The 23,310-nt window shown below is 64.5% G+C and carries 22 protein-coding genes; 11 read left to right on the forward strand and 11 right to left on the reverse strand.

Going from position 1 to position 23,310, the window contains the following annotated elements; genetic code table 11:
- Nucleotides 1-49: 49 nt before the first annotated feature.
- Both MTX23_RS20030 and MTX23_RS20035 read right to left on the reverse strand, forming a co-directional pair.
- Nucleotides 50-502, reverse strand: coding sequence for a DNA polymerase III subunit chi (locus tag MTX23_RS20030; RefSeq protein WP_280971931.1), 453 nt, complete (start codon nt 500-502; stop codon nt 50-52).
- Between the two features lie 15 nt (nt 503-517).
- Nucleotides 518-2,020, reverse strand: coding sequence for a leucyl aminopeptidase (locus MTX23_RS20035; protein ID WP_280971932.1), 1,503 nt, complete (start codon nt 2,018-2,020; stop codon nt 518-520).
- A 351-nt stretch (nt 2,021-2,371) separates the two neighbouring features.
- On the opposite strand from MTX23_RS20035, the gene lptF reads away from it, so the two are divergent.
- The 9 genes from lptF (at nt 2,372) to MTX23_RS20080 (ending at nt 13,595) form a co-directional block, all read left to right on the forward strand.
- Nucleotides 2,372-3,541 carry an LPS export ABC transporter permease LptF gene (gene lptF, locus MTX23_RS20040; protein WP_280971933.1) on the forward strand — a complete coding sequence of 390 codons (1,170 nt, stop codon included), beginning with the start codon at nt 2,372-2,374 and terminating at the stop codon, nt 3,539-3,541.
- On the forward strand, nt 3,538-4,635 hold the full coding sequence (gene lptG / locus MTX23_RS20045) for an LPS export ABC transporter permease LptG (RefSeq protein WP_280971934.1): 1,098 nt from the start codon (nt 3,538-3,540) through the stop codon (nt 4,633-4,635). Before lptF ends, lptG begins: the two co-directional genes overlap by 4 nt.
- A 77-nt stretch (nt 4,636-4,712) precedes the next feature.
- A complete protein-coding gene (locus MTX23_RS20050) occupies nt 4,713-7,124 on the forward strand; it encodes an LPS-assembly protein LptD (RefSeq protein WP_280978125.1) in 2,412 nt (803 codons plus the stop codon).
- Nucleotides 7,125-7,188: 64 nt separating this feature from the next.
- Nucleotides 7,189-8,136: a SurA N-terminal domain-containing protein gene (locus MTX23_RS20055; protein ID WP_280971935.1), complete on the forward strand. Its 948-nt coding sequence runs from the start codon at nt 7,189-7,191 to the stop codon at nt 8,134-8,136.
- Nucleotides 8,137-8,153: 17 nt separating this feature from the next.
- The gene (gene pdxA, locus MTX23_RS20060; RefSeq protein WP_280971936.1) at nt 8,154-9,161 is read left to right on the forward strand and encodes a 4-hydroxythreonine-4-phosphate dehydrogenase PdxA; all 1,008 of its coding nucleotides are present in this window, start codon (nt 8,154-8,156) and stop codon (nt 9,159-9,161) included.
- Complete coding sequence (rsmA, locus tag MTX23_RS20065) at nt 9,158-10,012, forward strand: 16S rRNA (adenine(1518)-N(6)/adenine(1519)-N(6))-dimethyltransferase RsmA (RefSeq protein ID WP_280971937.1); 855 nt, start codon at nt 9,158-9,160, stop codon at nt 10,010-10,012. The genes pdxA and rsmA overlap by 4 nt, the downstream gene beginning before the upstream one ends.
- Before the next feature lie 19 nt (nt 10,013-10,031).
- On the forward strand, nt 10,032-11,090 hold the full coding sequence (locus MTX23_RS20070; protein ID WP_280971938.1) for an alcohol dehydrogenase: 1,059 nt from the start codon (nt 10,032-10,034) through the stop codon (nt 11,088-11,090).
- Nucleotides 11,091-11,150: 60 nt separating this feature from the next.
- Nucleotides 11,151-12,362: an ABC transporter substrate-binding protein gene (locus MTX23_RS20075; protein ID WP_280971939.1), complete on the forward strand. Its 1,212-nt coding sequence runs from the start codon at nt 11,151-11,153 to the stop codon at nt 12,360-12,362.
- A 303-nt stretch (nt 12,363-12,665) separates the two neighbouring features.
- Nucleotides 12,666-13,595 carry a hypothetical protein gene (locus MTX23_RS20080; RefSeq protein ID WP_280971940.1) on the forward strand — a complete coding sequence of 310 codons (930 nt, stop codon included), beginning with the start codon at nt 12,666-12,668 and terminating at the stop codon, nt 13,593-13,595.
- A 5-nt stretch (nt 13,596-13,600) separates the two neighbouring features.
- Here the strand turns inward: MTX23_RS20080 and gmk are convergent, their stop codons facing one another.
- The 9 genes from gmk to MTX23_RS20125 form a co-directional block, all read right to left on the reverse strand.
- A complete protein-coding gene (gene gmk / locus MTX23_RS20085) occupies nt 13,601-14,254 on the reverse strand; it encodes a guanylate kinase (RefSeq protein WP_280971941.1) in 654 nt (217 codons plus the stop codon).
- Between the two features lie 3 nt (nt 14,255-14,257).
- On the reverse strand, nt 14,258-15,145 hold the full coding sequence (locus MTX23_RS20090; protein WP_280971942.1) for a YicC/YloC family endoribonuclease: 888 nt from the start codon (nt 15,143-15,145) through the stop codon (nt 14,258-14,260).
- Between the two features lie 128 nt (nt 15,146-15,273).
- Nucleotides 15,274-16,530, reverse strand: coding sequence for an endolytic transglycosylase MltG (mltG, locus tag MTX23_RS20095; protein WP_280971943.1), 1,257 nt, complete (start codon nt 16,528-16,530; stop codon nt 15,274-15,276).
- Nucleotides 16,531-16,659: 129 nt separating this feature from the next.
- Nucleotides 16,660-17,922, reverse strand: coding sequence for a beta-ketoacyl-ACP synthase II (gene fabF / locus MTX23_RS20100; protein WP_280971944.1), 1,263 nt, complete (start codon nt 17,920-17,922; stop codon nt 16,660-16,662).
- 96 nt (nt 17,923-18,018) lie between these two features.
- Complete coding sequence (locus MTX23_RS20105; protein WP_139482977.1) at nt 18,019-18,258, reverse strand: acyl carrier protein; 240 nt, start codon at nt 18,256-18,258, stop codon at nt 18,019-18,021.
- A 287-nt stretch (nt 18,259-18,545) separates the two neighbouring features.
- The gene (fabG, locus tag MTX23_RS20110; protein WP_280971945.1) at nt 18,546-19,283 is read right to left on the reverse strand and encodes a 3-oxoacyl-[acyl-carrier-protein] reductase; all 738 of its coding nucleotides are present in this window, start codon (nt 19,281-19,283) and stop codon (nt 18,546-18,548) included.
- A gap of 20 nt (nt 19,284-19,303) precedes the next feature.
- Nucleotides 19,304-20,257: an ACP S-malonyltransferase gene (gene fabD, locus MTX23_RS20115; RefSeq protein WP_280971946.1), complete on the reverse strand. Its 954-nt coding sequence runs from the start codon at nt 20,255-20,257 to the stop codon at nt 19,304-19,306.
- A gap of 209 nt (nt 20,258-20,466) precedes the next feature.
- A complete protein-coding gene (locus MTX23_RS20120) occupies nt 20,467-21,492 on the reverse strand; it encodes a fatty acid desaturase family protein (RefSeq protein ID WP_280971947.1) in 1,026 nt (341 codons plus the stop codon).
- Nucleotides 21,489-22,199 carry a TetR/AcrR family transcriptional regulator C-terminal domain-containing protein gene (locus MTX23_RS20125; RefSeq protein ID WP_280971948.1) on the reverse strand — a complete coding sequence of 237 codons (711 nt, stop codon included), beginning with the start codon at nt 22,197-22,199 and terminating at the stop codon, nt 21,489-21,491. The genes MTX23_RS20120 and MTX23_RS20125 overlap by 4 nt, the downstream gene beginning before the upstream one ends.
- A gap of 347 nt (nt 22,200-22,546) precedes the next feature.
- Here MTX23_RS20125 and rpsF point away from each other — a divergent pair, with 347 nt between their 5' ends.
- A complete protein-coding gene (gene rpsF / locus MTX23_RS20130) occupies nt 22,547-23,014 on the forward strand; it encodes a 30S ribosomal protein S6 (RefSeq protein ID WP_280971949.1) in 468 nt (155 codons plus the stop codon).
- A 6-nt stretch (nt 23,015-23,020) separates the two neighbouring features.
- Complete coding sequence (gene rpsR, locus MTX23_RS20135) at nt 23,021-23,260, forward strand: 30S ribosomal protein S18 (protein WP_016844287.1); 240 nt, start codon at nt 23,021-23,023, stop codon at nt 23,258-23,260.
- Nucleotides 23,261-23,310 lie beyond the last annotated feature (50 nt).

Raw genomic sequence — 23,310 nt, forward strand, 5'->3', positions numbered from 1 at the left:
ATGGCTCGCCGCAAGAAACCTCGATTTATCGTTAAATTGCTTGGAATCGCTATTGGCGCCGCTGCCAACGCCCCCGTTCGTCGGCCTGCCAGTAAGTGACCTCGAAGCCGCGCGCTTTGCAAGCGGTCCAGCTCTCCCGCGCAGCCGCCACCGCATCGGGATCGTCGCCGTTGAACACGAGGACCACCCGCTCGTAGCTGTCGCAATCGGCCGGCAGCGCGGCATTGTCGATCAGGAAGCGGACATTGGCCCGATTCGGATTGCCCTCCTCGATCGACAGGATGATCGGCTGGTCCTGCGCGTCGCCGACCCGCCAGGTCGCGTGCGGCAGGAATGAATCGTCGCTGTAGGTCCACAAATGCGCATCGAGCGTCTCGGTACGCTCCGGCGAGGTCGATTGCACGACCACGCGCCAGCCGCGATCGAGCGATTTCTCGAGCAGCGACGGCAACACGCTTTCCAGCGTCATGTTCTGCAGATGGTAGAACAGGACCTCGGTCATGCGTGGTCGGTCGCCTCACTTCCCCGATTCATAATATTCCGAGACCAGCCGTTCGAGCAGGCGAACGCCATAGCCCGATCCCCAGCTCTGGTTGATCTCCGTCTTCGGCGCCCCCATCGCAGTGCCCGCGATATCGAGGTGGGCCCATGGCGTGCCGTCGACGAAGCGCTGCAGGAATTGCGCGGCGGTGATCGAGCCGCCGTTGCGTCCGCCGGTGTTCTTCATGTCGGCAAACTGCGAGTCGATCTGCTTGTCGTATTCGGGACCGAGCGGCATGCGCCAGACCTTCTCGCCGGTCTCGAGTCCGACCTTGGTCAGCCGCTCGGCAAGCTCGTCATTGTTGGAGAACATGCCGGCGTGATCGGTGCCGAGCGCGACCATGATCGCGCCAGTGAGCGTTGCGAGATCGACCATGAATTTCGGCTTGAACTTCTTCGCGACGTACCAGAGCACGTCGGCAAGCACCAGGCGCCCCTCGGCGTCGGTGTTGATGATCTCGATGGTCTGGCCGGACATCGAGGTGACGATATCGCCGGGGCGCTGCGCGTTGCCGTCGGGCATGTTCTCGACGAGGCCGATGGCGCCGACCGCGTTGACGCGCGCCTTGCGCGCCGCGAGCGCATGCATCAGCCCGACCACGCAGGCTGCGCCGCCCATGTCGCCCTTCATGTCCTCCATGCCGCCAGCCGACTTGATGGAGATGCCGCCTGTATCGAAGCAGACGCCCTTGCCGACGAACGCGACCGGCGCATCGCTCTTCTTGCCGCCATTCCAGCGCATGACCACAGTGCGGCCGGGGCGATTTGACCCCTGCGCGACGCCGAGCAGCGCCCCCATGCCGAGCTTGGTCATCGCCTTGACGTCGAGCACCTCGACGGTGACGCCGAGCTTGCGCAGCTGGCTGGCGCGGCGCGCGAACTCTTCGGGATAGAGGACGTTCGGCGGCTCGTTGACGAGCTCACGCGCGAAGTTGACGCCGTCGACGATCGATGCGCTCGGCGCAAAGGCCTTTTTCGTGCCCGCGGCGTCGGCGACGGCGATCGAGACGTCGGCCCGCATGGCGCCGCTCTCGCCGTCTTTCTTCTTGGTCTTGTAGCGGTCGAACTTGTAGGCGCGCAGGCGGATGCCGGTCGCGATCGCGGCCGCCTGCTCCGCCGTCATCGCCTCCTCCGGCAATTCGGCGAGAACGGTCATCGCGTGGCTGCCGGCGTTGAGCTTGCCGGCCGCGACACCACCGAATTTGAGAAAGTCCTTCTCCTTGAGCTCGGACGGCTTGCCGGCGCCGATCACGATCAGCCGCTCGGCCTTGAGTCCTTCGGGTGCCAGAATATCGAGCGCCGCGCCGCTCTTGCCCTTGAACTGGTTGGCGGCAGCAGCGCGCTTCACCGTCTCGGCCGCAGCCCCGAGCGCCTTGCGGGTCGCCGTCCCCAGCTTCAACTGCTCGTCGCAAAAGGCGACCAGAATGCCGCGAGCTGGCGCGGAGAATGGGACAAAGCCGACCTTGACGGCGTCGGACATAGGAAAATCCTCCAGAATTCAGGGTGTTGCTTAGGGCGCGTGAGGCGGCCCCTGAGCACTTGGGACACAGGTTACGGGAGCGGTCCAAACTGATCCGGACCGGGTTGGCCACACTATGGCCTGTCGGCTGCGGCGCTGCCAAGCGCCGGAGTGGCCGGAAGGCCACAAAAGCGAATAATTAACCATAAATTAAGCGCGCCTTGGCGCGGCCATTTTGTTGACGGATCAAAGGGATGGTAGTGAGCGAGTGAGCCGGACGGATCCGCGGCTCGACCATAGGGGAACCCGGATTGACGGGATTGGTCGAAAGCCGAGCGTTTGGGCGCGCCAGGGGGGTCGTGCGGTAGCAATATGGGGTCGATCGACAAGTACATTTTCAAAACGACGCTGGCGTCGTTTGCGCTTGTCCTGGTCAGCCTCACCGGCGTGATCTGGATTACGCAGGCGTTGCGCGGCATCGACCTGATGACGAGCCAGGGTCAGACCATCCTCACCTTCCTCGGCATCACCGGGCTGGTGATCCCGGCGCTCGTCCTGATCATCGCCCCGATCGCGCTGATGATCGCGATCTCGCACACGCTGAACAAGCTCGCGACCGATTCCGAAATCATCGTGATGAACGCGGCGGGCTTCTCGCCGTTCCGGCTGTTCTACCCATTCTTCTATGCCACCTGCGTGGTGGCCGCGATGGTCGCCTTCATCGGTGCTTATCTCGCGCCCGACGGCATGCGCCGCATCAAGCAATGGGATGCCGAGATCACCGCCGACGTGCTGACCAACATCCTGCAGCCCGGGCGCTTCGCCCAGCTCGACCAGAATCTCACGATTCGCATCCGCGAACGTCTGCCGGGCGGCGTGCTCGGCGGCATCTTCGTCGACGATCGCCGTGATCCGCAGGAGCGCGTCACCATTATCGCCGACCATGGCACCGTGCTGAAGAACGAGAACGGTTCGTATCTCGTGCTGGAGGACGGCAACCTGGAGCGATTCGAGGTCGGCAAGCGCGATCCGGCGCTGGTAGCGTTCCAGCGCTACGCGTTCGACATGTCGAAATTCTCCAACCAGGGCCGCGACGTCACGCTCGGCATCCGCGAACGTTACCTCTGGGAATTGATCTCCCCATCCGAGGACGATCCCGTCTACAAGCAGATCCCCGGCCAATTCCGCGCCGAGCTGCATGACCGCTTCATGGCGCCGATCTATCCGTTCGCCTTCGCCGCGCTCACCTTCGCGTTCCTGGGCGCGCCGCGGACCACGCGCCAGAGCCGCAATTTCTCGATCGGCGGCTCGGTGCTCGCGGTATTCGGCCTGCGCATGGTGGGCTTCGCCTGCTCGGTCATGACGGTGAAGACGCCATGGGCTGCGCTCGTCCAATACCTGATGCTGTTCGGCGGCATCGGCCTCGGTATCTGGATGATCATCGGCGGCGTGATCGTCGAGCCGCCGGCCGCCCTGATGGAGGCGATCAACAGGAATAACGAGCGCATCGCGCGCTTCTTCCGACGGCCGGTGACCGCATGAGCATGGTCACAAACACCCTCGGGCGCTATTTCGCCGGCCGCTTCGTGATTTCGGCGGTTGGCGTGTTCGCGAGCATCTTCGTGCTGCTTGTGCTGGTCGACTATATCGAGATGGTGCGCAAGACGTCGGGACTCGTCGACGTCTCAGCGATTACCGTTGCCGAGACGTCGCTGTTCCGCGTGCCGCAGCTGCTCGAAAAGCTGATGCCGTTCTGCGTGCTCATCGGCGCGATGACCTGCTACCTCGCATTGTCGCGCCGGCTCGAGCTGGTCGTGGCGCGGGCGGCCGGCGTCTCGGCCTGGCAATTCATCTCGCCTGCCCTTGCCAGCGCGATCCTGCTCGGGATCGTCGCGACCACGGCCTACAACCCGATCTCAGCGAATCTACGCGAGCTGTCCAAACGGATGGAGGCCGAGCTGTTCGGCTCAGCGCCGGGCGGCGGCATTCAGGATGCATCCGGGTTCTGGCTCAATCAGATCAACAATGAAGGTCAGGCGATCATCAATGCCGTCCGCAGCGAGCAGCAGGGCGTGCGGCTGACCGGCCTGACCGTGTTCCGATTCGATACCGAGTTGCAGTTCAAGGAGCGAATCGAGGCGCGCGAAGCGAATCTCGAAGAGGGGCGCTGGGTGTTCAAAGGGGTACGCAGATACACCCTCGACAAGCCTCCGGTGGACCAGGACACCTTCTACCTCTCCACGACGCTCACCCCGGCCCAGGTCCGCAACAGTTTTTCCACCCCCGAAACTGTGTCCTTTTGGCAACTACCGAGCTACATCCGTTCGTCGGAGAGCTCAGGGTTCGCGACCGCCGGCTATCGCTTGCAGTATCACAAGCTCATCGCACAGCCATTTTTGCTGGCTGCAATGGTGATGTTGGCGGCTTCTGTGAGCCTCCGCTTCTTCCGGATGGGCGGCGTGCAGAAGATGGTTTTGAGTGGCGTGGGTGCGGGCTTTCTGCTCTACGTGCTGTCGAAAGTAACTGAGGATTTGAGCAAGGCTGAGTTGATGCATCCCATCGCTGCGGCGTGGCTGCCTGTCGTTGTCGGCGGCCTCACCGGTTTCTTGGCCTTGCTGTATCAGGAGGACGGGTAGTGGCCGTTGTCGCCGCCCGCCAGTTGAGGTCGCCTGTGTTCCGGCGGCGCAGTGCCCTGCGCCGTCCTCGCAGCCGCATGGCCGCGCTTGGCGTCTCACTCTCCACGCTTGTCGCCGCGTTTGTCGTGGTCGGCGCGCTCGGCGTTGTCGTGCCGACGCCGGCCGCTGCGCAGAGCTTCACCTACAATCCGCGCCCGCCGAAGCCGCCGCGGCCGCCGGCCAAGAATGACGGGCAGATGCTCGTTCAGGCCAACGAGGTCGATTACGACTACAACAATCAGCGCGTGTCGGCGGTCGGCAACGTGCAGATGTTCTACAACGGCACCAGCGTCGAGGCCGACAAGGTCATCTACGACCAGAAGACCAAGCGTCTTCATGCCGAGGGCAACATCCGCATGACCGATGCGGAAGGTAAGATTACCTACGCAAACATCATGGATCTGAGCGACGACTACCGTGACGGTTTCGTCGATTCGCTGCGCGTCGACACCGAAGACCAGACCCGGATGGCGGCGACCCGCGCCGATCGCTCGAGCGGCAACTACACCGTGTTCGAGAACGGCGTTTATACCGCCTGCGCCCCCTGTAAGGACGATCCGAAGAAGCCGCCGCTCTGGCAGGTCAAGGGCGCGCGCATCATCCATAACCAGACCGAGAAGATGCTCTATTTCGAGAACGCCCAGCTCGAGTTCTTCGGCGTTCCGATGGCGTATCTGCCCTATTTCTCGACGCCCGATCCGACGGTGAAACGCAAGAGCGGCTTCCTGATGCCGGCGTTCACCACCTATTCGGCCTACGGCATCGGCGTCGAAGTCCCCTACTACTTCGCGCTCGCGCCCGACTACGACGTGACCTTCAATCCGCGCTTCACGTCGAAACAAGGCGTCCTGCTGCAGGGTGAATTCCGCCAGCGCCTGTCGAACGGTGCCTACCAGATCCGCCTCTACGGCATCGACCAGCTCGATCCCGGCGCCTTCGCCGGCCAGCCCGGCGACCGCCAGTTCCGCGGCGGTGTCGAGACCAAGGGTCAGTTCGCGCTGAACGACAAGTGGACCTTTGGCTGGGACGGCGTGCTGCTGTCCGACTACTACTTCATGTCGGACTACCGGCTGGCCCAGTACAAGGATCCGTTCGGGTCGTTCCTGTCGCTGCCGACCGAGGCGATCTCGCAGCTCTATCTGACCGGCGTCGGCAACCGCAGCTTCTTCGACGCACGGGCGATCTACTACCTCAGCTTCTCCGGCAACCAGGACAAGGTGCCGGTCGTCGCTCCGGTCATCGACTACAATAACGTGATCAACAGCCCGATCCTGGGTGGTGAGTTCAGCTACAAGATGAACTTCACCAACCTGACCCGCGAAAGCGCGGTGTTCGATCCGATCACGACGCTCGCCAACACCAGCGGCCTGTGCCTGTCTGCAGATCCAGCGCGTGTGATACCGCAGCAGTGCCTGCTGCGCGGCATGCCCGGCACGTACACCCGCTTCACCGCCGAGGCGCAGTGGCGCAAGTCCTACACCGACCCGTTCGGTCAGATCTGGACGCCGTTCGTCAGCCTCCGTGGCGATGCGATCAACGCCGACATCTCGAATCAGCCGGGTGTCTCCAACTTCCTCCCGGTCGGCGACACCCAGACGGTCCGCCTGATGCCGGCCGTCGGCTTCGAGTACCGCTATCCCTTCATCAACGTGCAGCCATGGGGCACGACCACGATCGAGCCGATCGCACAGGTCATCATCCGGCCCAATGAGCCCAATGCCGGCAAGCTCCCGAACGAGGACGCCCAGAGCCTGGTGTTCGACACCAGCAACCTGTTCGCTGTCGACAAGTTCTCCGGCTACGACCGCGTTGAGGGCGGTAGCCGCGCCAATGTCGGCGTGCAGGCCACCACCCAGTTTGATCGCGGCGGCAGCGTCAAGGCAATGTTCGGCCAGTCTTACCAGCTGTTCGGGCTGAACTCGTTCGCGGTCGCCGACGTCACCAACACCGGCGTCGACTCCGGCCTGCAGAACGCGCGATCGGACTATGTCGCAAGCGTCGCTTATTCGCCGAACCGGACCTACACATTCAGCGTCCGCTCGCGGATGGACGAGGCGACGTGGAACGTCAACCGGTTTGAAGCTCAGGGTACCGCGAACTTCGATCGCTGGTCGGTCAGCCTGACGTACGGCAACTATGCAGCGCAGCCGGAACTCGGATATCTGACGCGCCGCGAAGGCCTTCTCGCCGGCGGGTCGGTCAAGGTGGCGTCGAACTGGGTGGTCCAGGGTGCGGCGCGCTGGGACCTTGAAGCGAACAAAATCAACCAGTATGTGGTCGGCGCAGGCTATGTGGACGACTGCTTCGTGCTGGCCGCCAACTATGTCACGTCCTACACATATCAAGCTGGCAGCACGCCGCCCGTCCTCAGCCACGCGTTCATGTTCCAGATCGGCCTGCGGACCATTGCTCAATCCTCGACCACGAGCAGCTCGGCCGGCGTCCAGTAGCGTGGAACTGGATGGCCGCGGCCTGCGGCTCCGGCTTGAATGGGTTTAAACGGCTGACATGACAATGACGACAGCTAGGCTGCCAACTCGTCGCTATTCGTTCCTGCTGAGTTCCCTGCTGGCCCTTATGATCCTGCTCGGAGGCGGCGCTCGCTTGCACGCCCAGACCATTGCCGTCATGGTCAACGGCGACCCCATCACCAATTTCGACATCGAGCAGCGCGCCAAGCTGAACGCGCTGACCGGCGCCAAGAATCCCGATCGGAAAGCCATTCTCAACGATCTGATCGACGAGAAGGTGAAGATCAAGGAAGCCAAGAAATACGGCGTCGATCCCTCCACAAGCGACATCGATCAGGCCTATAACGGAATGGCGCAGCGGATGCGGCTGTCGGGCGACCAGCTCACCAAGGTGCTGGAGAACAAGGGCATCAGGCCTGATACGCTGAAGCAACGCATCAGGGCCGACATGGTCTGGACCAGCCTGGTCCGCGGACGCTTCAAGGAAAGCCTGCAGGTCGGCGAGAAGGATGTGGCGACTGCAGTCAAAGCGGCTGGCGAGTCGGGCGACGCCGATGCCTTCGAATACCGGATGCAGCCGGTGGTCCTGATCGTGCCGCGCGGCGCGCCCCAGTCCGAGTTCGAGGCACGGCGCAAGGAGGCCGACAGCCTGCGCGAACGCGTGACCAGTTGCGAGGAGGCCAACTCCTACTTCAAGTCGATGCGCAACGCCGCGATCCGCGAAATCGTCGTAAAGACCTCGGCAGATCTGCCTCAGTCGCTGCGCGACATCCTGGACAAGACACCGGTCGGCCATCTGACCGCGCCTGAGGTCACCAAGCAGGGCATCGAGATGGTCGCGCTCTGCGGCCGGAAGGCCACCACTGTGGATACGCCGAAGAAGCGCGAAATCCGCGAGAAGATGTACGCCCAGAAGTACGAAGCGAAGTCGAAGTCCTATCTGGAGGAAGTCCGCAAGGCCGCGATGATCGAGTACCCAGGCAGGCGATGATCGATTATCGTTGACGCATGGCCACACCTCTCGCGCTGACATCCGGCGAGCCTGCAGGCATCGGACCCGACATCACCCTCGCCGCGTGGCTGCGGCGCCGCGAGCTCGATCTCCCGCCGTTCTATCTGCTCGGCGATCGCGCTTCCCTCGCCGAACGCGCCAAGGCGCTCGGGCTTACGGTCGAGCTTGCCGACGTCAGCGCCGAGGAAGCATCCGCAGCATTTTCGCGCGCCCTGCCCGTCGTAGCCATCGGCAAGGCAGCGACCGCACGGCCGGGGCAGCCCGACGAGACGAGCGCGGAGGCCGCGATGACCTCGATCCGTCAGGCGGTCGCCGATGTCGTCGCCGGCAAGGCCGGCGCCGTCGTCACCAACCCGATCGCCAAGAACGTGCTGTATCGCGCCGGCTTCCGTCATCCCGGGCACACGGAATTTCTCGCCGAGCTTGCGGCCAATGGGGGGCAGGCACCGCAGCCGGTGATGATGCTGTGGTCGCCGGCCCTCGCCGTCGTCCCGGTGACGATCCATCTGTCGGTCCGCGAGGCGCTGGCGCAGCTCTCAACCGATCTGATCGTGTCGACCGCGCAGATCGTCGTCTCGGACATGAAGGCGCGGTTCGGCATCGCGGCGCCGCGCCTTGCCATCTCGGGCCTCAATCCGCATGCCGGAGAAGACGGCACGCTCGGCAGGGAGGACATCGAGATTGTCGCGCCGGCCGTCGAGATCCTGCGCCGTGACAGCATCGCCGTCCGAGGCCCGCTGCCGGCCGACACCATGTTCCACGAGGCCGCGCGCAAGACCTATGACTGCGCGATCTGCATGTATCACGACCAGGCGCTGATCCCGATCAAGACCATCGCGTTCGAGGATGCCGTCAACGTCACGCTGGGACTGCCGTTCATCCGGACCTCTCCCGATCACGGCACCGCATTCGACATCGCCGGCACCGGCAAGGCCAATCCGGCGAGCCTGATCGCCGCCCTCCGGCTCGCCGCGCGCATGGCCGCGGCGGCGCCGCCTCGATGAGCGCCATCGACGACCTGCCGCCGCTGCGCGACATCATTCGCGAGCATTCCCTGTCGGCGCGCAAATCGCTCGGTCAGAATTTCCTGCTCGACCTCAATCTCACTGCACGGATCGCGCGCGCCGCCGGTCCGCTGGAGGACTCCACTGTGATTGAGGTCGGGCCCGGTCCGGGCGGATTGACGCGCGCGCTGCTTGCGCTCGGCGCCAAACGCGTGATCGCAATCGAGCGCGACGAACGGGCGCTTGCCGCGCTCGACTACATCGTCAAGCGTTACCCCGGCCGCGTCGAGATCGTGCATGGCGACGCGCAACGGTTCGATCCGCGCCCGCTGCTCGATGGCGGCAAGGCCAAGATCGTCGCCAATCTGCCCTACAACATCGCGACCCAGCTTCTGGTCGACTGGCTGTCGATCGAGCCGTGGCCGCCCTGGTACGACATGATGGTGCTGATGTTCCAGCGCGAGGTCGCCGAGCGCATCGTCGCCCATCAGGACGAGGAGGCCTATGGCCGGCTCGCGGTGCTTGCCAACTGGCGCGCCGAGACCAAGATCCTGTTCGACATCTCGCCCGCCGCGTTCGTGCCGCAGCCGAAGGTCACGTCCTCGGTGGTACGGCTGATTCCGCGCGCGGCCCCAGAAGCGTGCGACCGCCGCATGCTCGAGCAGGTGGCGGCGGCCGCTTTCGGCCAGCGCCGCAAGATGTTGCGCCAGAGCCTGAAGTCGCTGTCCGTCGATCCGGCGCGGCTCGCTGCGGCCGCCCAGATCGAAGCCACGCGCCGTGCCGAAACCATTCCGGTCACCGGCTTTGTTGCCATGGCACGTGAATTGGCCGATATACGGTCCACAAAATAGAACATCAGGAGAAAACGTAATGGCGCGTATGGTTCGCCAATCCCTCGTCAAATTCGATGCACCGCTGTGCGAAACCATCGTGGAGACGCCCAAGCCGCAGGGACGTGAGGTGCTGGTGCGCATCGAGCGCTGCGGCCTGTGCCATTCCGATCTCCACATCCAGGACGGCTACGCCGATCTCGGCGGCGGCAAGAAGCTCGACACCACCCGCGGCATGACCCTGCCCTTCACGCTCGGCCACGAGATCGCCGGCGTCGTCGACGAGGTCGGGCCCGACGTGTCGCAGGATCTGATCGGCTCGAAGAAGGCCGTCTTCCCCTGGATCGGCTGCGGCCAGTGCCGCGACTGCCAGAACGGCGACGAGAACCTCTGCATCAAGCAGCGCTTCCTCGGTGTCTCCATCGATGGCGGCTTCGCGACGCACGTCCTGGTGCCCGACGCGAAATACCTGCTCGACTACGATCCGCTGCCGGTCAATCAGGCCGCGACCCTGATGTGCTCTGGCGTCACCGCCTATGGCGCGCTGAAGCGCCTGGTCGACCGTCCGCGCCAGCGCAATCTGCTGCTGATCGGTCTTGGCGGCGTCGGCATGATGGGCCTGTCGTTCGCGCAGGCGATGTTCAAGCAGCCGATCACGGTCGCCGATCTCAGCCCCGCTGCACGCGAGACCGCGCTGAAGAACGGCGCAGCCGCCGCCTACGACCCGGCGGAGCCGGACGTGGTCAAGCGCATGCTGAAGGAGAGCGACGGCGGCTTCGACGGCGTGGTCGACTTCGCCGGCAACGAGAAGTCGATGGCCTTCGCGGTGTCGACAGTGGCGCGTGGCGGCAAGATCGTGGTGTCCGGCCTGATGGGCGGCAATTTCAGCCTGCCGATGGTGCAATGGGTCTACAAGCGCATGACCATCGAAGGCTTCATGGTGGGAACGCTGGCCGAGGGGCAGGAATTGATGGCGCTCGCCCGCGCGGGCAAGATCAAGCCGACGCCGATGAAGGAAGAGCCGATGGCCGACGTCCAGAAATGGATCGATGAATTGCGGGCCGGCAAAGTCGTGGGACGCATCGTCTTGAAGAACTAAAGCCTGATCGCGCTTTAGCGGAGTCCCGCCGGCCTCACCCGACAACTGGGGAGGACGCACATGTGGAGGAAACGTTCGACGTTCGCGGCATGGGCGGCGCTCGCGCTTGCCCTTGCCGCTACACCGGCCACGGCGCAATCGCATTACGGGCCCGGCGCCACCGACCACGAGATCAAGATCGGGACCACAACGCCCTATAGCGGCCCGGCGTCGGCCTATTCGGCCGGTGCCATCTCGATCACCGCCTATTTTGCGATGATCAACGATCAGGGCGGCGTGAACGGCCGCAAGATCAACTTCATCAGCCTTGACGATGCCTACAGCCCGCCCAAGACCGTCGAGCAGATCCGCCGCCTGATCGAGAGCGACGAGGTGTTGTTTCTCGTCAACCCGGTCGGCACCGCACCCAACATGGCCGTGGTCAAATACATCAATCAGAAGCGGGTGCCGCATCTGTTCGTCGGATCCGGCGCGACCATCTTCAACGATCCCGGGCACTATCCGTGGACGATGAGCTGGACGCCGCATTACGCGTCCGAGGGCGAGATCTACGCAAGATATATCCTGTCGACGCTTCCCGACGCGAAGATCGGCATCCTCGCGCAGAACGACGATCTCGGCCGCGACTACGTGATGGGCTTCAAGCACGGGCTCGGCGACAAGGCCGCGACGATGATCGTGTCGCAGCAAACCTATAACACCAGCGATCCCACGGTGGACTCGCAGATCGTGTCGCTCAGGGCCGCCGGCGCCAATGTGCTGTTCATTGCCTCGGTGCCGAAGTTCGCTGCGCAAGCCATCCGCAAGGCCTATGATATCGACTGGCACCCGCAGGAATTCCTCTCCAGCGTCGGCTCCTCGATCGCAGGCGCGATCCGCCCGGCCGGATTCGAGGCTGCGAAGGGCGTGATCTCGGCGGCCTATCAGAAAGACCCCGCCGATCCGCAATGGAAGGACGATCCGGCCATGAAGGCCTGGAATGTCTGGATGGATAAGTACAACCCGCACGTCGATAAGAGCGACTATTACGCACCCTACGGCTACAACATCGGCTATGCCGTGGTGCAAATCCTCAAGCAGTGCGGCAACGACCTGACGCGCGAGAACATCATGAAACAGGCCTCGCATCTCGACATGGAGTTGCCGCTGCTGCTGCCCGGCATCCGGTTGCGGACCTCGCCGACCGACCTGCGGCCGATCAAGCAGATGCGTCTCGTCCGGTTCAACGGCCAGCGCTACGTGCTGTTCAGCGATGTGCTTGAGAGCAACTAACCCGCGTTGGAACGAGGGTGCCGCACGACGGGAACCGCGAGTCGGCACGACTGCGGAACCAGGCGAGCGACCGTGCGGTCCAAGTTCTCCCGCCACCGCGGCGCCGCAATTGTCAGACGCTGCGAGCCCCAATTAAGCCCTACCCGCTCCGGATTTGCGGCGCATTGCGACCCAACTCTTTACCGAGATTGGATCGCAAGCGTTTGCGTAAAAGAATTACCGGGGACGTCAATGTCAAATCGTTCAGCAAAATTTGCTTGGGCGCTCGTCGCGAGCATCCTGGCCGGCGCAAATTTCACAGCCGTGGCGCAGAATGCGACCAACACGGCGGACACCAAGACGGCAGCCAACTGCCAGTCTGCCCCCAAGGGACCGGCGCCCGCCGGGAGTCACTGGTATTACCACACGGATCGCGCGACCAAGACCAAGTGCTGGTACATCGGTGAGGCCAAGAACAAGGCCGCCAAGATCGCCGCCGCGCAGCAACAGCCTGCCCCCGCTCCGGATCCAAGTGCAGACGCCACACCACCACAGCCGCAGGCTCAACCTCAGCCGCAGGCTCAACCGCAGCCGCAGCCGGAGATGCGTCCGTCGGTCGCCGATGCGCATGCCGAGTTCGCTGCGTCGCAGGCCGCCGCCCCGGCGGCAACCGGGGACGCCAGTCAGGCAGGCGGCACGGTGCTGGACACCGGCGCACCCGCGCCTGCGACACCCCCCGACGCAAATGCGCAGACATCGGCGCGGTGGCTGGATGCGACGAGCATGGCCGGATCCAACGGCACGCGGCACGCCTCGCCTCAGCCACCCGCGCCCGAGCAGGCGGATGTGCAGCAGCCGTCGGCGAACGACGCGCCGCCAGCCGCGCCCGCTGCAGTCGAAACGCCAACCGAGAAGACGTCATCCTCCACGCAGATGTTGCTGATCGTGATGGTCTGCGCGCTGGCGCTGGCCGCCCTGGTCAGCGCGCTCGTGTTCCGGCTGACCCGCACCCGCACACCGCCTTACGAAATCCGCGACGAGTGGCGCGCGCCATGGGACTCGATTCGCACCGAACGGTCACCGGACATACCGATCCGCCTGGAGCCTCCGGTTCGGTTGTCCGACGTGCCGCCGCGCAGGGCCGAGCCGCCGATTCGTCGCCGCGAGGCCCCGCGCGATCTCGACCAGACCGAGGAGAAGAACCGGCAGATCACGGCGATGCTGCAGCGCCTGGCACGCAGCGCGACGAACTGAGGCGGCTATTTCTCGAGCTGGCGCTGCAGGCCGCGTACGAATTCGGTGAGGCCCGTGCGCCGTTCGCGCTTGAGCCGCTCCGCCTTCAGGATCGACTGCACCTCGGCGAAGGCGTCGTCGACGTTCTGGTTGACGACGATGTAGTCGTATTCCGCCCAGTGGCTCAGCTCGTGCGTGGCACGGTTCATCCGGCCGCGGATGACTTCTTCCGAATCCTGCGCACGGGTGTGCAGCCGCTTCTCGAGATCGGCCGCCGACGGCGGCAGGATGAAAACCCGCACCACATCGACGCTGGCCTTCTGATGCAGTTGCTGCGTGCCCTGCCAGTCGATGTCGAACAGAACGTCCTGTCCCACTGATAGCGCCGCCTCGACCGGTGCCCGCGGCGTGCCATAGAGATTATCAAAGACGGTCGCCCATTCGAGCAGTTCACCCTGCTCGACCATCTTTTGAAACCTCTGCTTGTCGACGAAGAAATAGTCGCGGCCCTCGACTTCACCCGGGCGCCTTGGACGTGTTGTGGCCGACACAGACATCTTCAGGCCCGGCTCACGTTCGAGCAGCATGCGCGACAGCGTCGTCTTGCCGGCGCCCGAGGGCGATGACAACACGAACATCAGTCCGCGCCGGTCCACGCCATCAAAACCCTGCGCCGTCATCGCTCACTCCAGATTCTGGACCTGCTCACGGAATTGCTCGACCACATTCTTCATCTCGAGCCCGGTGTTTGTCAGCTCGACATCGTTCGACTTCGAGCAACAGGTGTTGACCTCGCGATTGAACTCCTGCGCGAGGAAGTCGAGCCGCCGCCCGACCGGCCCGCCCTTCCCGATCATCTCGCGCGCCTGGGCGACATGCGAGGCGATGCGGTCGAGCTCCTCGCGGATGTCGGCCTTGGTGGCGATCAGGATCGCCTCCTGGCTGAGCCGGTCGGCGTCGAAGCGATCCGAGGTCTCCAGCAGCGCCGCGATCTGTTCGGCGAGCCGCGCCTTGATCGCCTCGGGCTTGCGGCCCGGCGCGGCCTCGGCACGCTTGGCCAGCCGTTCGATCTCGTCCATCCGCTGCATCAGGATCTGGCCGAGCGCATCGCCCTCGCGGCGGCGCATCTCCACGAGACTAGTGAGCGCCTGCTCGAAGGCTTTGGCCGCTGCGTCGCGCGCCGCCTTGTCCTCTTCCTCGTTCCTCTCGGGCTCGACCACCTCGATGACGCCCTTGATGCCGAGCAGGCCGTCGATGCTCGGCGCCACCGCATCGATCCGCTGCGCGAGCGTACCGGCGACCTTCACGACGGCTTCCAGCACCTCCTCATTGATGCGGATGGTCTGCGCTGCATCGGTGCGCTTGACGCTGAGATTGGCATAGACCGTGCCGCGCGACAGCAACTCGGCGGCGCGCTTCTTGGCGAAGGCCTCCAGTTCGTCCCATCCGGGCGGCAGCCGCAACCGCAGATCATAGCCCTTGGCGTTGACCGACTTCAGCTCCCACTCGAACGTATAGGGACCGCTTGCGCCATGGCTTCGGGCAAAGCCAGTCATGCTCGACAGCGCCATCGCGTGAAACTCTCCAGCAGAAGGATATGGGGCTCACCTGGAGCCTACGAGACTCGCACGGAGTCCCAGCGAACTTAAAACGGATTCCGTGAAAGTGGAATTACGTTCCACCCACGGGACAGCAGGGCTCAGCGCTGCACCACCGGCGGCGAATTGGTCTGCTGGGCCGCGCCCTGACGACCGCGCGGCTTCCTCCGATTGGTGGGCTTCGGCGGCGTGGCCGCCGTGGGATTGGTATCGGCCGCTCCCGGCGCCCCGGCAGCCGGCGGCAGCGGATCATCCGCAGGCTCGACGGTGTCGTTCTGGATCTGCTTTTCCATCGAGCGCAGCTTGGCGACGTTCTTGGCATGCTGGTCGTAGGTTTCGGTGAAGGTGTGACCACCGGTGCCGTCGGCAACGAAGAACAGGTCACGCGTGCGCGCGGGATTGGCGGTTGCCTCCAGCGAGGCGCGGCCGGGATTGGCGATCGGCCCGGGCGGCAGGCCGTCGATCACATAGGTGTTGTAGGGCGACGGCTGCGTGATCTCGCTGCGCTTGATCGGTCGTCCCAGCGTTCCCTTGCCGCCAACCAGCCCGTAGATGATCGTCGGGTCGGATTGCAGCTTCATCTTCTGCCGCAGGCGATTGACGAAGACCGCGGCCACGCGGCTGCGCTCGTCGGCGCGCCCGGTTTCCTTCTCCACGATCGACGCCAGCGTCACCAGCTGCTCCGGCGACTTCAACGGCGTATCCGGATTGCGGCGTTCCCAGATCTCGGCGAGCACGCGCTTCTGCGCCTGCTGCATGCGCTGGATCACCTGATCGCGCGTGGTGCCGCGCGGGAACTTGTAGGTCTCAGGCAGCAACGTTCCCTCGCGCGGGATCTCGCGCACCGAGCCGGTGAAGATGTCGTTGTCGGAGAGCCGCGCCACAATCTGCTCCGAGGTCAGGCCCTCGGGAATGGTGACGGCGTGCTGCACCACCTTGCCCTCGACGATGGTGGCGATGACGTCGCGCAGGCTCGCATTCTTCTGGAACGAGTACTCGCCGGGCTTCAGGTCCGAGCTTGCCTTCAGCGCGAACACGCTGCCGATGAAGATCCAGGGATTGACGTTGATCACGCCCTCGCGCGACAGCACGTCGGCGATGTCACGCTTGCCGGCACGGGCCGGGATGTTGACGACCTTGTCTTCCTGCAGCGGCCCGGGCGCTTCCAGCGTCTGCTTGCCGTAGTAGTAGGTCGCTCCGGCCCCGATCATCAGGATGATCAGGATGGTGAAGATGGCATTGCCGACAATCACGAACGGATTGCGTGCACGATCCGAGCGCTTCGGCGGCGGCGGAACCTGCTCAGGCTCCAGCGCAGCACGCGGACTCCTCGGTGAAATGGGCGGCCTCTCACTCATCGATGCAAACCAAATCCTGCCGGTTGAATCGTGGCCGGACAAACCCCTGCCCTGCCAATAGCATACGCCCGCTCTTAGGAGTCACCGCGGAATACGGCAAAACGGTGGACTAGTTCTAAAGACTTACAATTAGATCACGCGCCGCACGATCACAGAGGCGTTGGTGCCCCCGAAACCGAAGGAATTGGACAACGCCACATTGACGTCGCGCTTGCGCGACGTGTGAGGCACAAGGTCGATCGCCGTTTGAACCGATGGATTATCGAGATTGATGGTTGGCGGTACCACATTATCGCGAATCGCGAGGATCGCGAAGATCGCCTCGATCGCGCCCGCCGCGCCGAGCAGATGGCCGGTCGCCGACTTGGTCGACGACATCGAGACCTTCGAGGCGGCATTGCCGAGCAAACGCTCGACCGCGCCGAGCTCGATCTCGTCACCGACCAGCGTCGAGGTGCCGTGCGCGTTGATGTAGTCGATGTCCGCGGGAGCCAGACCGGCGCGCTTCAGCGCCGCGCTCATGCTGCGGAAGCCGCCATCGCCATCAGGCGAGGGCGAGGTGATGTGATAGGCATCACCCGACAGGCCGTAGCCGATCACCTCGGCGTAGATCTTCGCGCCGCGCTTCTTCGCGTGCTCGTATTCCTCGAGGATCACGATGCCGGCGCCCTCGCCCATCACGAAGCCGTCGCGATCCTTGTCGTAGGGGCGCGAGGCCTTCTGCGGCGTGTCGTTGAAGCCGGTGGAGAGCGCGCGCGCCGCGCAGAAGCCGGCCATGCCGATGCGGCAGATCGGCGATTCGGTACCGCCTGCCACCATCACGTCGGCATCGCCGAGCGCGATCAAGCGCGCTCCGTCGCCGATCGCATGCGCGCCGGTCGAGCATGCGGTGACGACTGAATGGTTCGGCCCCTTGAGGCCGTGCTCGATCGAGACGTAGCCCGATGCCAGGTTGATGAGGCGGCCGGGAATGAAGAACGGCGACACTTTCCGCGGCCCGCGCTCCTTCAGCAGGATCGCGGTATCGGCAATGCCCGAGAGGCCGCCGATGCCGGAGCCGATCAGCGTGCCGGTCGCGCACTTGTCTTCTTCGGAGGTTGGATGCCAGTTGGCATCGTCGAGCGCCTGCTTGGCCGCGCACATCGCGAAGATGATGAAGTCGTCGACCTTGCGCTGGTCCTTCGGCTCCATCCACTGATCAGGATTGAAGGTGCCGTCGGTCCCATCGCCACGCGGAACGGGACAGGCAATCTGGCTCGGCAGGTCGAACACGTCGAACGTATCGATCTTCTTCGCGCCGCTCTGTCCGGCGAGGATGCGTGTCCAGGTTGCGTCGACGCCGCAGCCGAGCGGCGTAACCATGCCCAGCCCCGTGACGACAACACGTCTCATTTCAGAATCTCCGGCCCACAACGGGCGGCCAATAATAAGAAACCGGGGGACAGTTCGACAACGGTCCGTCCGGCTCCGTCAACTCCGCTAAAAGCGTCAGCTCTTCGCGTTCTTCTCGAGAAACTTGGTCGCGTCGCCGACGGTCAAAATCGTTTCCGCGGCATCGTCGGGAATCTCGCAACCGAATTCTTCTTCAAAAGCCATCACGAGCTCGACCGTGTCGAGGCTGTCGGCGCCGAGGTCATCGATGAAACTTGCGCTATCGACCACCTTGTCCGGTTCGACACCGAGGTGTTCGACCACAATCTTCTTAACCCGCTCGCCAATCTCACTCATCGTTCAACCTCGTTGTTCCATTGGACCCGACCCCAAGACGATACGAGCCATCGTGGTCGTCTCGATTACTCAATCGCGCATAGTCTTGATTCGGCCCGGTCGTAGCCGACTAAGCCCCGGCGAACGGCAGGCATCGTCACGCCAATATACAGGGTTTCAAAATCCTGCAATGGCGTTCTTCGCCCATCCGTGGGGGGTTCAGCTATCATACTTCCCAAGCCTTGACTACACGCCTGAACCGGCTCCCGAAAACGGCCTTTCGCCGCATTGCGAGAGCCAGTAGCAGCTCAAATCATGGCCATCCCGCCATTGACGTGAATCGTCTGTCCGGTGACGTAACCGGCTTCGTTGGAGGCCAGGTAGACGGCCGCGGCAGCGATGTCTTCGGGCGTCCCGAGTCGCGCCGCAGGAACCTTCGCCAGGATGGTTTCGCGCTGCTTCTCGTTGAGCGCGTCCGTCATCGGCGTCTTGATGAAGCCCGGCGCGATGCAGTTGGCGGTCACGCCGCGCTTGGCATATTCGGCGCCCAGCGTCTTGATCAGGCCGATGATCCCGGCCTTCGACGCGGTGTAGTTGCCCTGCCCCGGATTGCCGGTAACGCCGACGATCGAGGTGATCGCGATGATCCGGCCGAAGCGCTTGCGCATCATCAGCTTGGTTGCGGCGCGCGCCAATCGGAAGGTTGCCGTCAGGTTGACCGCGATGACGTCGTCCCAATCCTCGTCGCGCAGTTGCACGAACAGGTTGTCGCGCGTGATGCCGGCGTTGGCGACGAGAATGTCGACCTGCCCCATCGCCGCGTCCGCCGCCGGCACCAATGCCTCGACCTCGTCCCTGCTGGAGAGATTGCAGGGCAACACGTGCACGCGGTCGCCGAGCTTGGCGGCAAAGCCATCCAGCACCTCGCGCCGCGTGCCCGAGATCGCGACCGTTGCGCCCTGTGCATGCAGCGCCTGCGCGATCGCGCCGCCAATGCCTCCGGTCGCACCCGTGACGAGCGCCGTCCTGCCAGTCAGATCAAACATCGAAATCTCCTCTCGGCCGCTCACGCCGACGCTGCCAATGCGTCCTTGGCTGCAGCAATGTCGTTCGGACCGCCGACGGACACGCCGACTGCGCCGTCGGCGATGCGCTTGACCAGCCCGCTCAGCACCTTGCCGGCGCCGATCTCGAAGAATCGCGTCACGCCCTGCCCTGCCATATAGGCAACCGACTCGCGCCAGCGCACGGTGCCGGTGACCTGTTCGACCAGGCGACGGCGGATCTCGTCGGGGTCGGTGATGGCGGAGGCCAGCACGTTGGAGACGAGCGGCGCCGCGGGCGGCTTGATGGTGACGCCGGCCAGCGCCTGCGCCATCGCATCGGCCGCCGGCTGCATCAGCTTGCAGTGGAAGGGTGCCGACACCGGCAGCAGCATCGCGCGCTTGGCGCCCTTGGTCTTGGCGATTTCGACCGCGCGATCCACGGCGGCCTTGTCGCCGGACACCACGACCTGTCCGCCGCCATTGTCGTTGGCGGCCTGGCACACCTGCCCCTGCGCCGCCTCGTTGGCGACCGCCACGGCCGCCTCATAGTCGAGCCCGAGCAGCGCGGCCATCGCGCCGGCGCCCACTGGTACCGTCTTCTGCATCGCAAGACCGCGGGTGCGCAGCAGGCGCGCGGTGTCGCTGACGGTCAGACTGCCGGCCGCGGCCAGCGCCGAATACTCGCCGAGCGAGTGCCCGGCGACGAAGGCGGCGTCACGGCCGACTGAAAAGCCGGCTTCGGTCTCCAGCACGCGCAAGGTCGCGATCGAGACCGCCATCAGGGCCGGCTGCGCGTTCTCGGTGAGCTGCAGCGTCTCGGCCGGGCCGTCCCAGATCGTCGCGGTCAGCTTCTCGCCCAGCGCGGAATCGACCTCGTCGAACACCGCCTTGGCGACCGGAAAGGCCTCGGCCAGGGCCTTGCCCATCCCGACCGCCTGCGAGCCCTGCCCGGGAAACGTAAATGCTGCCGTCATCGGCGCTCCCTACCTCGTTGAGCGTGAACTTCCCCGCAAACGCCCAGCGTCTGCTGCGGGGAGAACGGTATCCGCGTCGCGCGAAAAATGCCTCGGCGGGTCCGGTCCATGCCATGAACCATGCCTCGGACCGGGCCGTAAGACACTGCCGAAGGCCGCCGTGTCAAGCCGCGCCGAAGGAACCCTGGGGATGCCGGACGATCTTCGGGCTAGAAGCCGCCGGCGTTCTGGTCGGCATTAACCTTCGCGCCCGCCCTTGCCCGGCGCGCGCTGTTGACCAGTTGCCCCGGCCGATCCTCGTGGTCAGGCCTGCCGGTCGCGAGCCGCAGCACGGCGGCGTAGCCCGGCTGCACCTCCATCCTGTCGGCATATCGGCTCCTGCTCAGGATGCGATGGACGCGCGGCAGGTTGTAGCAGGGCACGTAGAACAGCAGGTGATGCTCGAGATGGTAGTTCACGTAGTAAGGCGCGATGAAAAGACGCTCGAGAAAATTCGCGTGCGTGGTGCGGGTATTGCGCAAGGGATCGGAGCTGTCGGGCACGACGGCATGCTCGGCGATGTTGCGGATGCGCGTGATCACCATCATCCAGGTCAGGAGCGGCACCAGCCAGAGCAGCGGATAGGCCCACCACACGCCGGCAGCGGCGAGGCCCGCGAACAGCACCGCATTGGTCAGGCATTGCGGCCCGAGCTTGTCCCAGAAATTCGCGGCGCGCCGCGACAACGGCCATTCCTTCGGCCCAAGCGCGTTGAGCAGTTGCGCCTTGCGCTGCTGGTAGCCGGTCTGGCCGGTGATATCGCGGAAGAACTTGCGACGATAGCTCAGCCGCGTGATTGGAAACGGCGCCGACAACACGAGGTCCGGATCGTCCTCCTGCTGCGTGCGCGCGTGATGCTGCAGATGATAGCGGCGATATCCGCGGGTCTCGGCGAAGATCGGATAAGCGCAGAACCATTGGCTCAGCGCCAGGTTGGTCGTCTCGTCCGCCGACAGGCAGCCATGCGCACCGTCATGCATCAGGATCGCAAGCCCGAGTTGACGCGAGCCGATGATCGCAACGGCCAGCAGATAGGTCAGCGGATTGGGCCACCAAGCCATGAGCGCGATCGCGCCCAGGATCAGCGCCCATGCATGTGCGATCAGGGCGACGCCTTTCCATGTCGCGCGCTGCCGAACCGCGACCAGTTCGTCATCGGTCAGGAACTCGCGGGCACGCATGCGAAGCGCGGTCATGTGCTCGTCTCCCCGTCCGATAAGGCTGAAGTGCTGGAATCGCCGACCAGGCGGAGCCGCGTGGCTTCGTGTGCCGATGTCGCCCTCGCCTGCTCGCCGAGCGCGCGCAGGAGCTCGCGGCACATCTCTTCGGGCGCGCGGCCCATCGCAAAGCCTTCGACGATCACGCCAATCGCGACCGCCCAGAATCGCCGCGAGCTCTCCTCGGGCGCGCGCAGCGTTCGCCAGCCATGCCGCTCGACCTGGCCCGCATAGGCGCGCGCGCCTTCGCTGTGCAACCGCTCGATGGTGCGTTCGACCAGCGGCGCGAGGTCCTGTCGGCGCCTGGTCAGGGTCAGGGCTTCGGCGAAGAAGGCGACCGTATCGGTCGCGGTGACGGTCTCGGCTAGCACATGCGTGTAGTCGCGCGGTGAGTGGGCCTTGAGGGCGGCCTGCTCGGTCGCGCGCGCCAGATAGAGCATGTCGCGGCAGGCGGCCTCGACGAACAGCGCCTCCTTTGTGCGGAAGTAATAGGTGATCTGGCTGGGAAAGGCGTCGGCCGCCGCGGCGATATCGGAGATCGAGGTCCCCGACAGCCCCCGTTCCTTGAACAGGCGGCTGGCGCCGTCGAGCAGCAGGGAGCGCATCTTGCGGCCTGCCGACCGTGTCGCGCGGACCGCGTGCTTCGGATCGGGCACAGGCATGCCGATAGCGGTCTCCGAACCCATCATCGTCCTCCCGTAGATATTTGTATGACATACAAACAAAGAAATCAACAGAGAACCGTGCCATGATGGGCGCGAGAGCGCCCCCCGCGAGGTCGCCCTCGCCGATAAGATCTGGGCGGGGCCAAGAACCCTTGCCTTCGCAGCCAAAATCCGTATAAAGCGCGCCATCCGTGGGCCCCGGCCGGGAGCTGAACGGACGGTCTCAGCAAATTCACTCGTTGATTTTGATGTGGCAGGGCCAGTCGGCTCGTCGTCCCGTGCTTCCGCCTTCTGAGCAGCTCGAGTCCTTTCCGAAGGCCTCGAAGGGCTTGTCGCCGGGAACCGCGCCAACACATGAAAGGACACCCATGCCTCTTTACGAGCATGTTTTCCTCGCGCGTCAGGACTCGAGCACCCAGCAGGTCGATGAACTGACCACCCAGGTCACGGGTATCGTCGAGCAGGGCGGCGGCAAGGTCACCAAGACCGAGAACTGGGGCGTGCGCTCCCTCACCTACCGCATGAACAAGAACCGCAAGGCGCACTTCGTGCTGATGAACATCGACGCTCCGTCGGCTGTCGTCACCGAGATCGAGCGCCAGGAGCGGATCAACGAAGACGTCATCCGCTACCTGACCGTGCGCGTCGAAGAGCACGAGGAAGGCCCGTCGGCGATGATGCGCAAGGCCGACCGTGACCGCGAACGCGATGACCGCGGCGGCGGCTTCCGCGGCGACCGCGAAGGCGGTGGCTTCCGTGGTGACCGCGAAGGCGGTTTCCGTGGTGACCGTGGCCCGCGCCGTCCGCGCGAAGAAGACGCAGCGACCGAGGAGTAAAGAATCATGGCTGACGCTGGTGCCCGCCGTCCGTTTTTCCGTCGCCGCAAGTCCTGCCCGTTCACGGGCGCGAATGCGCCGAAGATCGACTACAAGGATTCCAAGCTTTTGATGCGTTACGTCTCGGAGCGCGGCAAGATCGTGCCGAGCCGCATCACGGCCGTTTCCGCCAAGAAGCAGCGTGAACTCGCCCGCGCCATCAAGCGCGCGCGTTTCCTCGGCCTCTTGCCCTACGTTATCAGGTAATCGCCTTCGGCCGGCGGCGCGCGTCGCCGGCCGCTTATCTTCATAAGGCT

The organism is Bradyrhizobium sp. ISRA436, from assembly GCF_029910015.1.
GTDB lineage: Bacteria > Pseudomonadota > Alphaproteobacteria > Rhizobiales > Xanthobacteraceae > Bradyrhizobium.